This is a genomic window from Erwinia sp. 9145 (assembly GCF_000745075.1).
Classification (GTDB): Bacteria; Pseudomonadota; Gammaproteobacteria; order Enterobacterales; family Enterobacteriaceae; genus Erwinia; species Erwinia oleae.
In genome coordinates, this window is sequence record NZ_JQNE01000001.1 from 2,525,091 (window position 1) to 2,537,395 (window position 12,305).

The window sequence follows — 12,305 nt, forward strand, 5'->3', positions numbered from 1 at the left end:
AAAATCACCCCGCTGGACAGTAAAATCAACCGAAAATCAAGCCTTGTTAAGCGCCAATAAATTACTAAAATACTCACCATATTGTTACTCGCAGTTAACCTACCCCCTATATATAGTGTTTATCCACAGACTTACGCACATCCGGGCGCGCTGTGTATAAGCAGGGGATATTTTCGACTCACGGACAGGACACCACGCAACATGAATCAGAGTCTGCTTGTCACTAAACGCGATGGCCGCACCGAACGCATTAACCTCGATAAAATCCACCGCGTGCTTGACTGGGCTGCCGAAGGTCTGGAAAACGTCTCCGTTTCTCAGGTTGAGCTGCGTTCTCATATCCAGTTCTATGAAGGGATCAAAACCTCCGATATCCACGAAACCATTATCAAGTCAGCGGCGGATCTGATCTCCCGCGAGGCGCCTGACTATCAGTACATGGCCGCGCGCCTGGCGATTTTTCACCTGCGTAAACAGGCTTATGGCCAGTTTGAACCGCCGAAGCTCTACGACCAGGTGAAGCGTATGGTCGATCTCGGCAAGTACGATCGCCACCTGCTGGAAGATTACAGTGAGGACGAGTTCACCCAGATGGACGGCTTTATCGACCACTGGCGCGACATGAACTTCTCCTATGCGGCGGTAAAACAGCTTGAAGGCAAATACCTGGTGCAGAACCGCGTCACCGGTGATATCTACGAAAGCGCGCAGTTCCTCTATATTCTTGTGGCGGCCTGCCTGTTCTCTGGCTACCCGCGCGAGACGCGTCTTGACTACGTGAAGCGTTTCTACGACGCCATCTCTACCTTTAAAATTTCACTGCCGACGCCGATCATGTCCGGCGTGCGCACCCCAACCCGCCAGTTCAGCTCCTGCGTGCTCATCGAGTGCGGCGACAGCCTCGACTCGATCAACGCCACCTCCAGCGCTATCGTGAAATACGTTTCCCAACGCGCCGGGATCGGCATCAACGCCGGCCGCATTCGCGCACTGGGCAGCCCAATCCGCGGCGGCGAAGCGTTCCACACCGGCTGTATTCCTTTTTATAAGCATTTCCAGACGGCGGTGAAGTCCTGCTCGCAGGGCGGCGTGCGCGGCGGTGCGGCAACGCTGTTCTACCCGATGTGGCACCTGGAAGTAGAAAGCCTGCTGGTACTGAAAAATAACCGCGGCGTGGAAGGCAACCGCGTGCGTCATATGGACTATGGCGTGCAGATCAACAAGCTGATGTACCAGCGCCTGCTTAAAGGCGAAGACATCACCCTGTTCAGCCCGTCGGACGTGCCCGGCCTGTACGATGCTTTCTTCGCCGATCAGGATGAGTTTGAGCGCCTTTACACGAAATACGAGAAAGACGACAGCATTCGCAGACAGCGCGTGAAGGCGGTCGATCTCTTCTCGCTGATGATGCAGGAGCGCGCCTCGACGGGACGTATCTATATTCAGAACGTCGATCACTGCAACACCCACAGCCCTTTCGATGCGACCATCGCGCCGGTGCGCCAGTCAAACCTGTGTCTGGAAATCGCGCTGCCGACCAAACCGCTGATGGATGTGAACGACGAAAACGGTGAAATCGCGCTCTGTACGCTCTCCGCGTTCAACCTTGGCGTCATTGACAGCCTGGATGATTTGCAGGAGCTGGCGACCCTCGCCGTCCGCGCGCTGGACGCGCTGCTGGATTATCAGGACTATCCGATCCCGGCGGCGCAGCGCGGCGCAATGGGCCGCCGCACGCTGGGCATTGGCGTGATTAACTTCGCCTACTATCTGGCGAAGAACGGCGTGCGCTATTCGGACGGCAGCGCCAACAACCTGACCCACAAAACCTTTGAAGCCATTCAGTACTGGCTGCTAAAGGCTTCGAACGAACTGGCAAAAGAGCAAGGCGCCTGCCCGTGGTTCAATGAAACCACCTATGCGCAGGGCATCCTGCCGATCGACACCTACAAGAAAGATCTGGATGCTATCAGCGATGAGCCGCTGCATCTCGACTGGGAAGCGCTGCGTGAAGCGATCAAAACGCACGGTCTGCGCAACTCAACGCTGTCGGCCCTGATGCCGTCGGAAACCTCCTCGCAGATTTCGAATGCCACGAATGGCATTGAGCCGCCGCGCGGTCACATCAGCATCAAAGCCTCAAAGGACGGCATCCTGCGCCAGGTGGTGCCGGAGTACGAACGCCTGAAGGATAACTATGAGCTGCTGTGGGATATGCCGAACAACGACGGCTATCTGCAACTGGTTGGTCTGATGCAGAAGTTTATCGATCAGGCTATTTCCTCGAACACCAACTACGATCCCAAGCGCTTCGCCAACGGTCGCGTGCCGATGAAACAGCTGTTGAAAGACCTGCTGACCGCCTATAAATTCGGCGTAAAAACGCTCTACTATCAGAACACCCGTGACGGTGCGGAAGATGCACAGGACGACCTGGCGCCTTCCATTCAGGACGACGGCTGCGAAAGCGGCGCCTGCAAAATCTAATCCACAGGGGCAGCGCGTTTGCCCCTTGTTACTTTCTCCGGGCCGGTTTCCGGCCTGTGCCTGACGGATTGACGCTTATGGCTTACACCACTTTCTCACAGAACAAAAACGATCAGCTGAGTGAACCGATGTTTTTCGGCCAGCCGGTGAACGTTGCACGCTACGATCAGCAGAAATATGACATTTTTGAAAAGCTGATTGAGAAACAGCTCTCCTTCTTCTGGCGCCCGGAAGAAGTGGACGTGTCGCGCGATCGCATCGACTACCAGAAGCTGCCCGATCACGAAAAGCACATTTTCATCAGCAACCTGAAATATCAGACGCTGCTGGACTCTATCCAGGGCCGCAGCCCGAACGTGGCGCTGCTGCCGCTGATCTCCATTCCCGAACTGGAAACATGGGTGGAAACCTGGGCCTTTTCGGAAACCATCCATTCACGATCTTACACTCACATTATCCGCAACATCGTTAACGATCCGGCGGTGGTATTCGACGATATCGTCACTAACGAGCAGATCCTGTCGCGCGCGAAAGACATTTCCGGCTATTACGACGATCTGATTGAGATGACCAACTACTGGCATCTGCTGGGTGAAGGCACGCATCAGGTGAATGGCAAAACGGTTACCGTGAGCCTGCGCGAGCTGAAAAAGCAGCTCTACATCTGTCTGATGAGCGTCAACGCGCTGGAAGCGATCCGTTTCTACGTCAGCTTTGCCTGTTCCTTTGCTTTTGCGGAGCGCGAACTGATGGAAGGCAACGCGAAAATTATCCGCCTGATTGCGCGTGACGAGGCTTTGCACCTGACCGGCACCCAGCACATGCTCAATCTGCTGCGCAGCGGCGAGGACGATCCTGAAATGGCTGAGATTGCCCGTGAATGTCGTCAGCAGTGTTATGACCTGTTTGTACTTGCGGCGCAGCAGGAAAAAGAGTGGGCGGAATACCTGTTCCGCGACGGTTCGATGATCGGCCTGAATAAAGACATCCTCTGGCAGTACATTGAGTACATCACCAATATCCGCATGCAGGCGGTCGGACTCGATCTGCCCTTCCAGACGCGCTCCAACCCTATTCCGTGGATTAACTCCTGGCTGGTGTCGGACAACGTGCAGGTGGCGCCGCAGGAGGTGGAAGTCAGCTCTTATCTGGTGGGTCAGATTGACTCCGAAGTGGGCGAAAACGATTTCGACGACTTCCAGCTGTAAAATGGCAGATGCGATCATTACGCTGCGTGCTTCGGGCACGCAGCTTCACTGCAAGGAAGAGCATCGCTCGCTGCTTGACGCGCTGGAGTCACATAAAATCTGCGTTGAATATCAGTGTCGGGAAGGCTACTGCGGCTCCTGCCGTACCCGGCTGCTGAAGGGTGAAGTGTGCTACGCCGCAGCGCCGCTGGCGTTTATAGAGGATGGCGAGATATTGCCGTGCTGCTGCACGGCGAAAGGCGATATTGAAATTGAGATGTAGCTTTCTGCCCGTATTATCACCTGATGCCCTTGCCCGCACAGCCATTTGTCCACCGTGTAGCCAAAAGCCTGATGTTCAGATTTTCAGCGTTTCCACCACTTTCACCCAGCCGTGGCCGGTGGAGACTTCCATGCCGGACAAATAGCGACGCAGCATATTCAGCGCCATCATTGCTACCATCTCCTGACGTGTTTTCAGCGCATGGTGACTCACGTTGAATTTCACACGCTGCGCCCAGCAGCCGTCAGGCGTTTTCAGCGCAAAACCCAACTGCTCGTCATCAAGACCGCCCACCACCAGCGCCAGTTGCGACGGGATCTGCTGCGCGCGCGCGGCCAGCCCGGAAAGCGACTCCTGCTGCGTCGGCAATACCTCACCCGCAGCCAGCGGAGCCTGTTCCGAGGCAAGCTGCCAGTGAAGTAAACCGGCGGTAAACTGCTCGCTGATCGCCAGCGTCAGATTCTGCTCGTTGAGCCTGCGCGAAAGCTGTGCCGGCAGATTTTCGGTGCCTTCGAATATCACGCTTTCGCCGGCGATTTCCCGCACCTGCCGCCAGAACGCTTCCATTTCTTTCAGCTTTGAAGCCGGGCCGTTCAGCTTAAGCTCAATAATCGGCATGGAGGCGCGATAGCCCACCACCACGCCCTCAGGCGGCGTCAAAGGTTCGATATCGGCGGCCAGATCGCTTTCGCCGCGTCCAAACGTGGTCATGCGCAGGCAGACCGGCGGTTCCGGCAGTGAGAAACGCGCCTTCAGCCGCGGCAGGATCTGCTGTTCGACCATCATCCTGTATTCGGAAGGCACGCCGGGCGTGAAGAAGATCCAGCAACGGTTCAGCATCAGCGCAAAGCCGCAGGCGGTGCCGATGGGGTTGTCCAGCATCTCCGCACCCTGTGGGATCTCCGCCTGTTTACGGTTGCTGTCCGCCATTTTACGTCCGCGCCCGGCAAAAAAAGCCTCTATTTTCGCCAGCCACGCTTCCTGCATCACCAGCGGCACGCCCGCCGCGCGGGACGCCGCCAGCGCGCTCAGATCATCGCTGGTTGGCCCCAGGCCGCCATTGACGATCAGCACGTCGGCCACCCTGCTGCGTTCGGTCAATACCGTTACCAGCTCAGCAAGATCGTCGCCGGTGGTCTGTCGGCTGGTCATCGGCAGCCCGTTCTGAAACAGGACATCGGCCAGCCACGCCGCGTTGGTATCGACAATCTGTCCATGCAGCACTTCATCGCCCGTTGAGAGCATTTCCACTCGTATCACTGTCTTCTCCCACTCCGCGTAAGTGGATTAACTGTAGGAAGCGCGGGGAATAAATACAATACCGTTTTGCTCAGCCCGTTACCGTCGCCTGAGCCGCCACCCACTCGGCAAGCTGACGGCGTGAGATTTTGATGCCGCCCGCGTGCAGGGCGGGGAGCGGATACCACATCACCGGCCGCTGAAAACCGGCCAGGCGACGCGTTGCCCATTCGGCAATATCGGGCAGCGGCGCGTCGGCGGCCAGCAGCGCCACCGGGCGATGACCATATTCGCTGTCCGCCTTCGGCACCACAAATACCGACGAGACGGCAGGATGCGCCAGCAGAATTTTTTCAATCTGCTCGGGCTGGATGCCTTCTCCGCCTGAGAAGAACTGATTGTCCAGCCGCCCCACCACTTCCAGCTCCTCACCGTGCCAGCGTCCCCGATCGCCGGTTGAATACCAGCCTGCATCATCAGTCAGCGGCAACAGCTCGCCGTTTCGCCAGTAGCCGCAGCCCAGCGCCAGCGACCGCACCTGAATTTGTCCTTCATGCAGCCGGATACGATGCCCGTCGAGCGCTCGCCCGACGGTTGCGCCTGCCCCGGCGCGGCGCGCGACCAGGGTTGACGCCGTTTCTGTCATGCCATAGCCGCACCAGCAGGCCAGCCCGCGCGCCTCTGCCTGCGCGGTCAGTGCTTCAGGGATTGCGGCACCGCCCAGCAACACGGTGTGGAGCTTTTCCGGCAGCGCTGGCTGCTGAAGCAGCCGCCAGAGCTGCGTTGGCACCAGCGACGCAAAGCTCGCCGCCGCCAGCGCCTGAGGCAGGGGCCGTTCCCCCGACAAAACGAGGCAGCCGCCGCTCAGCAACCAGCGCCAGATAATGCCCTGACCGGAAACGTGAAACAGCGGTAGCGAAAGCAGCCAGCTTTCACCGGCGTGGAAGTTCAGGCAGGCCACCACGCCCGTCGCGCTGGCGAGATGGGCGCGAAACGTGTGCGCCACGGCCTTCGGCAGGCCGCTGGAGCCGGAGGTGAGCGTCAGCGTGGCGATGGCGTCCGGCTGCCACTGCAATGAAAGGCAGCCCGGCTGCGTCTGCATCTGCAAGGCGGGAACGGGGAAATCTGCCTCGCCTTCCAGCGTCAGCGCAAAATCCAGGTTGAGATCGGGCAGAATATTTATTAACTGCGTCGTCGGAAGCTGCGGATTAACGGGCAGTAATCGTGCGCCGCAGCGCAGCAGCGCCAGATAGGCCAGCAGCGCCGTTTCGCTGCTTTTCGCCTTGAGCATAACGCCCGCGCCCGGATGAACGCCCTGCTGGCTGAAACCCACGGCCAGCTGTTCAATGCGTTCAGCCAGCGTCTGCCAGCTAAGCGCGTTGCCCGCGCAGCGCAGCGCCACGGCATGCGCAGGATGCCGCAGCCACGGCCAGTCGCTCAGCGCTGCCATACGCTTTCCAGCGCGTCAGCGGTCACCCGCGGCAGCGTACAGCCCGGCCAGCGCCGAACAAGCTGCTGCTGCATTAAATCGAGCGTATCCAGCCCCGGCGGCGTTTCCGGCGTCAGCCAGCGGGCGATACGCGCCAGCTGCGTCAGGCCAAGGCTTGACTCCAGTGACGAGCCGATCACTACCGTCAGCCCCTTTTGCTGCGCGTTTTCGATAAGCTGCCTGACCTGCCTGAGACTGCCTGTCAGCATCGGTTTGATGACCACCGCCCGCAGGTGCGGTTCCGCCCTCAGCGTAAAATCCGGTTCGCGCAGGTGTTCGTCCCACGCGAGCGCCATCCCGGTTTCCTGCGCGAAGCAGCGGGACTCATCCGGCGTACGGCAAGGCTCCTCTATGAAGGCAATACGCCCATGCAGCGCAGGCGTAATAAAGCGTGCGAAGCGGCTGGCTTTCTCAAGGCTCCAGCAGCGATTGGCATCGAGCCGTAGCGTCAGATGCGGCAGCGCCTCCAGCAGCAGGTTCACCATCATACCGTCGCGAACCGGCTCATACAGGCCGACCTTCATTTTTGCCACCGGGGTTTGCTGTAGGTGCAGTTCTGCAACCAGCGCATCGGGATCGCCGGTGCAAAGTCGCGCGCTCACGACGTCGCCCGCTGCGGGCAGTTCAGCGGCTAATTCAGCCTGTGCGAGGCTGAGGCCAAAGGCCACCGAGGGCAGGCTGCTCTCTGCACGCATTTCACCCTCACACCAGGCGTCTGACAGCCGAATGGCTTCCGCCTGCGCTTCCGGTAGTGATTCCGCGCTGAAGCCGGGCAGCGGCGCGATTTCGCCCCAGCCTTCCCGCCCTGCCTCGCGTAGTCTGACCAACAGCCCGCAGCGGCTTTTTATTCGACGATCCCGCAGAACGGTGCCGGCCTCAAGCGGGATCTCATAATGAAACAGCGTCGCGTCGCGCATCAGGGATTTCGCTTAAATTTACTGAAGTCCGGCTGGCGCTTCTGATTAAAGGCATTGCGCCCCTCCTGCCCTTCTTCTGTCATATAGAACAGCATGGTGGCGTTGCCTGCCAGCTCCTGAAGCCCGGCCTGGCCGTCGCAGTCGGCGTTCAGCGCCGCCTTCAGGCAGCGCAGCGCCATCGGGCTGTTTTGCAGCATCTCGCGGCACCAGCGCACGGTTTCCCGCTCCAGGTCAGCCAGCGGCACGACGGTGTTGACCAGCCCCATCTCCAGCGCCTGCTGCGCGTTGTACATCCGGCAGAGAAACCAGATCTCCCGCGCTTTTTTCTGCCCGACGATGCGCGCCATATAGGCCGCGCCCCAACCACCGTCAAACGAGCCGACTTTTGGCCCGGTCTGGCCGAACTGCGCATTGTCAGCGGCAAGGGTCAGATCGCAGAGCATATGCAGAACGTGCCCGCCGCCGACCGCATAACCCGCCACCATCGCCACCACCGGTTTTGGACAGGTGCGGATCTGGCGCTGAAAATCCAGCACGTTGAGGTGGTGAACGCCCGCCTCATCGCGGTAGCCGCCGTAGTCGCCGCGAATTTTCTGGTCGCCACCGGCGCAGAACGCCTCATTGCCTTCGCCGGTAAGAATAATCACGCCGATGCGGTCGTCGTGGCGCGCATCGTCGAGCGCCGTCATCATCTCTTTCACCGTTCGCGGGCGAAAAGCATTGCGCACTTCCGGGCGGTTGAGGGTGATTTTAGCAATGCCGTCCGCGGATTTATGAAAGCGAATATCGCTGAAGTCTGCGCCGCAGTCGAACCATTCAACCGGCGCATAAAGCGTGTCAGAATCGGGATAGATCATCGGTTTTCCTCAACAGGAGAAAGGGCTCCGGCCAGATGGCGGGCAAAAGCCAGGGGATTGGCGCGGTGCGCGTTATGCCCCGCATGGGATACCAGAGCAACAGGCAGCGCGGCCTGCCGCGCCAGCCGCTGAAACTTGTGGTCATGTTCGCCGCAGAGATAAAGAAAAGGACAGGAAAGACGCGCCAGCGCGGGCTGTAAATCGGGCTGATGCGCGAGCGAGGTGGCGAGCAGCATCGCCGCCAGCCCGTCAGGATGGTTGTGCAAACGCAGGCGGATGAGAATCTGCCGTTGCGCCTCGCTGAGATCGGCAAAGACCGGCTGGCAATACCACGCGCGGAGCGTCGCACCGAGCGGCTGCTGGCGAAACCGCGCCGACCACTGCGTATCGTGCGCCAGGCGAAGTCGCCGTTCTTCATCGCTGCCGAGACCCGTATGCGCGCCTTCAACGGCTACCCCCGCCAGGTGGTTATCGCCATGACGACAGGCATGATAAAGCGCAACGCGACCGCCCAACGAATAGCCGATCAGCCAGTAGCGTTCGACATGATGAAAGCGAAGCGTGGCGGCAAGGCGTTGCGAAAGCGTTTCAAATCCGTCCACGCGCTGCGCGTAAGAGCCGCCGTGCCCCGGCAGATCGACGCTGAGCTGTGGCCAGTCGGTAAAGTGGTTCTGCACCGCCTGCCACTCTGCGCCGCTGCCGAGAAAACCGTGCAGCCAGACCAGCACCGGCCTGTTTTGGCGATGGCGGCCCTGCCAGCGCGCGTGAAGGATCATCGTCCGTTCGCCGCATCGGCCAGAAAACGCGCCCCGGCTTCATCGTCAACGCGCAGTTCAATCAGCGTTGCGCCCTGCTGCCAGGCCTCTTTTACCGCATCGGCAAGCGCATACCAGCTCTGCGGCTGAGCGTAACGCAGGCCGAACAGCCCGGCGGCGCAGGAAAAATCCGCCTGCTGCGGCAGTGAGAAAAAGCGCGCGCGCTCGGCTTCCGGCGTCGGCAACATTGAAAATATCTGCCCGCCGTTGTTGTTTACCACAATGAGCGCCACAGGCTGCTCACGCAGCAGTGCCAGGCTGTTGAGATCGTAAAGCGCAGAGAGATCGCCGACGATGGCCAGTAATGGTTTATCTCTGCCGCGCTGCACGCCCGCCGCCGTAGCTATCAGCCCGTCAATACCGCTGGCGCCGCGGTTTGCATAAACCGGATAACCGGCTGGCAGCTGCGCCAGCGCGTTCACCAGCCTGATGGTCAGGCTGTTGCCAAGAAACAGCGCGCCGCCCTCTGGCAACAGCGCGGGCAGCCGGTGCGCCAGCTGCGCTTCACCAAAGTCGCCTGAACGCTGGCCGAGCTTTTGCTGCGCGTCGCTGGCAAGCGACTGGAGCGTACCGTGCCAGGGCGCCTGCGGCACCGCCGGATGCTGCGCCAGCCACGGCAGGATCGCCGTGACCATCCGGCAGGCGCGATGGTGCGCCGGATCGCGTCGGCCCGGCATCGCTTCAATCAACCAGAACCTTTCAGGTTGCAGCGAGGTCAGCAGTCCCGTCAGCCGTTTACCGGTCAGATGACTGCCAAACTGTATGATGAACTCCACCGAGGCCAGCGCTTCGATAGCCTGCGGCTCGCGCAGCCAGAGCTCCGCGCAGGGTAACGGCTGGCCGGTCTGCGACTGGACATCCGCCAGCAGCGGCCAGCCCAGTTCGCGCGCCCAGTTCGCCAGCGCAGCGCCCTCTTCCGCGCTGACTTTTCCCACCACAATCAGCCCGCGTTTCTCACGCAGGCGCGGCCACTGTGGCTCAACAGGCACCGCCTGGCTGCTCATGGTGCTCAGCCACGGCTGCGCGCTCTGCCACCAGCTTCCCGCATCGTCATGCCATGCCCGGAACGCGGCGGGATCGCCGCCGTAAAGCGGTTCGGCAAAGGGGCAGTTAACATGAACCGCGCCGTGAGGATGTTCGCCGAGCAGCGAGTCGATAGCCGAAAGCAGCCAGCGGGCAGGCAGTTCCGGCGTGGGTCGCGGCAGGTTGAGCGCCCCGGCAGTCTGCCCGGCAAAGATACCCGGCTGGCTAATCGCCTGGTTGGCGCCGCAGTCGATCAGTTCAGGCGGACGATCGGCAGAAAGAATAATCAAGCGTTCGCCGGTCAGGCCCGCTTCGATAACGGCGGGATAAAGGTTTGCCACGGCCGTGCCGGAGGTGACGATAATGGCAATCGGCTGACGAACGGCTTTTGCCAGCCCCAGCGCAAAATGCCCGAGGCCGCGTTCGTCAAAGTGGGTATGACAGTGGAGTTTCTGATTAGCGGCAGCCGCCAGCGTCAGCGGCGCAGAACGCGATCCGGGTGCGATGCAGACGTGTCGCACGCCGTGCCGCGTCAGTGCTTCAAGTATGATCCCGGCCCAGCGGCGGTTGAATATGCTGTGTGACATAACCCATCCCGTTCAGCGTGCAGATGGGCAGTATAAAAGGCGTTGACGACGGCTATCTTGATTTAAGGCAGGATTATTGCGCTAAAGTTACGCCAAACAGAGCACCCAGACCTGCCACTTTATGGTTAATTTCCTGCCACTCCGTCTCAGGCTGCGATCCGGCGACGATCCCGGCGCCTGCATAGAGCCTGACCGTCTGGCCTTCCATGCGGGCGCAGCGCAGCGCCACGGCGAACTCGCTTTCAGCAACGGAGAGATAGCCCACCGAGCCTGCATACCACTCGCGGGAGAACGGCTCATTTTTAGCGATAAAGTCTCTGGCGACCTCTCTGGGTAAGCCGGCGACGGCGGCGGTGGGCTGGAGCCGCTCAAGGCACCGGCTATCGTCCGTCGTCAGCAGAGTGGCGGTGATGACCCGCCGGAGATGCTGCACGTTACGCAGCGAAACCACCTCAACCGGCTGCACTTCCCGGCATGTGGTGACGGATGCAAGCCGCTGGCAGATATCCTCTACCACCAACTGATTTTCATGGCGGTTTTTTTCATCATGCAACAGCGCGCTGGCAAGCTGTTGCGCACGTTGCCGATTTTCTGCGCCCGGACAGGTGCCCGCCAGCGCCTCGGTGACGAGCGCGGCAGACTGACGGTGATAGAGCCGCTCGGGGCTGGAGCCCAGAAACGCCCGCTGTGCAGTGAACGCCAGCAGATAATGAAAACAGCGTGGGTTGATTGCGCGGCTGGCCGCCAGTGCTGAGGCGGCTGAAACCGCCGTCGGAAACGCGCAGTCGGTTGCGCGAGCGAGCACGACTTTTTCCATATCGCCCCGCGCGATAGCATCAAGCGCGCGTTCAATCTGCCTGAACCAGCCGTCGCTGTCCGGCTGATGCCGAATATCCTGCACGCCGCCGGGCAGCGGCGCCAGCGGCCGGGCCTCGCTCAGCCCATCGATAAAGGCGATGGCGCGCTGTGCATCACGATGCAGTGCGAGGTCATCGTGCAGGAAAACACTCAGTCTGTCGTTCTGAATCAGCACTCTGGGGACAAACAGAAAGCTGTGCGCCAGCGCAAAATCGTTGGCGCCAACCAGCAGCCAGTCCGGCGGCAGCGTTACAAGCAGGCGGCTCGCCTCTTCGGGCGTGTCGGCGTGAAAGATGTCGCCGCAGGCGGTGATCGAAAGCGTGTTTTGTCGATGCTGCCAGTAAAATTGTGGCCAGACTGCCTGTGCGCCAAGCCATGCCAGCCCGTCGCAACCGGCCGGCAACGGCACGGTGAAGCGCGCAAAACCGGGTTGTTGATCGTTAACCTCAGCCAGTTGTTGACGCAGCTGTTTCAGGGCATTTGTGATAGTCAACGTCAGCGTCTCCGGTGAGTGATAGTCGAAGCCACTTTAGATGAGAGCAACGTCCATTACATTGATCCCG

Annotated in this window: 10 protein-coding genes; 3 read left to right on the top strand and 7 right to left on the bottom strand. The window is 60.3% G+C overall.

Features of this window, described 5'->3' with window-relative positions:
- Nucleotides 1–201 precede the first annotated feature (201 nt).
- The 3 genes from nrdA to yfaE all read left to right on the top strand — a co-directional run bounded on the left by nrdA (nucleotide 202) and on the right by yfaE (nucleotide 3,957).
- Nucleotides 202–2,487 (top strand): class 1a ribonucleoside-diphosphate reductase subunit alpha, encoded by a 2,286-nt coding sequence (nrdA, locus tag FA91_RS12080; protein ID WP_034916062.1) that lies wholly within the window; start codon nucleotides 202–204, stop codon nucleotides 2,485–2,487.
- Between the two features lie 77 nt (nucleotides 2,488–2,564).
- Nucleotides 2,565–3,695 carry a class Ia ribonucleoside-diphosphate reductase subunit beta gene (gene nrdB, locus FA91_RS12085; protein ID WP_034916063.1) on the top strand — a complete coding sequence of 377 codons (1,131 nt, stop codon included), beginning with the start codon at nucleotides 2,565–2,567 and terminating at the stop codon, nucleotides 3,693–3,695.
- Nucleotide 3,696: 1 nt separating this feature from the next.
- Nucleotides 3,697–3,957 (top strand): class I ribonucleotide reductase maintenance protein YfaE, encoded by a 261-nt coding sequence (yfaE, locus tag FA91_RS12090; RefSeq protein ID WP_034916064.1) that lies wholly within the window; start codon nucleotides 3,697–3,699, stop codon nucleotides 3,955–3,957.
- A 75-nt stretch (nucleotides 3,958–4,032) separates the two neighbouring features.
- Here the strand turns inward: yfaE and FA91_RS12095 are convergent, their stop codons facing one another.
- The 7 genes from FA91_RS12095 to FA91_RS12125 all read right to left on the bottom strand — a co-directional run bounded on the left by FA91_RS12095 (nucleotide 4,033) and on the right by FA91_RS12125 (nucleotide 12,235).
- A complete protein-coding gene (locus FA91_RS12095) occupies nucleotides 4,033–5,217 on the bottom strand; it encodes a nicotinamide mononucleotide deamidase-related protein YfaY (RefSeq protein WP_034916066.1) in 1,185 nt (394 codons plus the stop codon).
- A gap of 70 nt (nucleotides 5,218–5,287) precedes the next feature.
- Nucleotides 5,288–6,646 (bottom strand): o-succinylbenzoate--CoA ligase, encoded by a 1,359-nt coding sequence (gene menE / locus FA91_RS12100; RefSeq protein ID WP_034916068.1) that lies wholly within the window; start codon nucleotides 6,644–6,646, stop codon nucleotides 5,288–5,290.
- Nucleotides 6,634–7,602: an o-succinylbenzoate synthase gene (gene menC, locus FA91_RS12105; RefSeq protein ID WP_034916069.1), complete on the bottom strand. Its 969-nt coding sequence runs from the start codon at nucleotides 7,600–7,602 to the stop codon at nucleotides 6,634–6,636. Before menC ends, menE begins: the two co-directional genes overlap by 13 nt.
- Entirely contained in the window at nucleotides 7,602–8,459 is an 858-nt protein-coding gene (gene menB, locus FA91_RS12110) for a 1,4-dihydroxy-2-naphthoyl-CoA synthase (protein ID WP_034916071.1), read from the bottom strand. Before menB ends, menC begins: the two co-directional genes overlap by 1 nt.
- Nucleotides 8,456–9,235, bottom strand: coding sequence for a 2-succinyl-6-hydroxy-2,4-cyclohexadiene-1-carboxylate synthase (gene menH, locus FA91_RS12115; protein WP_034916073.1), 780 nt, complete (start codon nucleotides 9,233–9,235; stop codon nucleotides 8,456–8,458). Before menH ends, menB begins: the two co-directional genes overlap by 4 nt.
- Nucleotides 9,232–10,884 (bottom strand): 2-succinyl-5-enolpyruvyl-6-hydroxy-3-cyclohexene-1-carboxylic-acid synthase, encoded by a 1,653-nt coding sequence (gene menD / locus FA91_RS12120; RefSeq protein ID WP_034916074.1) that lies wholly within the window; start codon nucleotides 10,882–10,884, stop codon nucleotides 9,232–9,234. The genes menH and menD overlap by 4 nt, the downstream gene beginning before the upstream one ends.
- A gap of 73 nt (nucleotides 10,885–10,957) precedes the next feature.
- Nucleotides 10,958–12,235, bottom strand: coding sequence for an isochorismate synthase (locus tag FA91_RS12125; RefSeq protein WP_034916076.1), 1,278 nt, complete (start codon nucleotides 12,233–12,235; stop codon nucleotides 10,958–10,960).
- Between the last annotated feature and the right edge of the window lie 70 nt (nucleotides 12,236–12,305).

What these genes read in the sequence shown, in the direction of transcription:
- menH (WP_034916073.1), bottom strand. Translation starts at nt 9,235, where the DNA reads ATGATCCTTCACGCGCGCTGGCAGGGCCGCCATCGCCAAAACAGGCCG.
- menE (WP_034916068.1), bottom strand. Translation starts at nt 6,646, where the DNA reads ATGGCAGCGCTGAGCGACTGGCCGTGGCTGCGGCATCCTGCGCATGCC.
- menD (WP_034916074.1), bottom strand. Translation starts at nt 10,884, where the DNA reads ATGTCACACAGCATATTCAACCGCCGCTGGGCCGGGATCATACTTGAA.
- menC (WP_034916069.1), bottom strand. Translation starts at nt 7,602, where the DNA reads ATGCGCGACGCGACGCTGTTTCATTATGAGATCCCGCTTGAGGCCGGC.
- yfaE (WP_034916064.1), top strand. Translation starts at nt 3,697, where the DNA reads ATGGCAGATGCGATCATTACGCTGCGTGCTTCGGGCACGCAGCTTCAC.
- nrdB (WP_034916063.1), top strand. Translation starts at nt 2,565, where the DNA reads ATGGCTTACACCACTTTCTCACAGAACAAAAACGATCAGCTGAGTGAA.
- nrdA (WP_034916062.1), top strand. Translation starts at nt 202, where the DNA reads ATGAATCAGAGTCTGCTTGTCACTAAACGCGATGGCCGCACCGAACGC.
- menB (WP_034916071.1), bottom strand. Translation starts at nt 8,459, where the DNA reads ATGATCTATCCCGATTCTGACACGCTTTATGCGCCGGTTGAATGGTTC.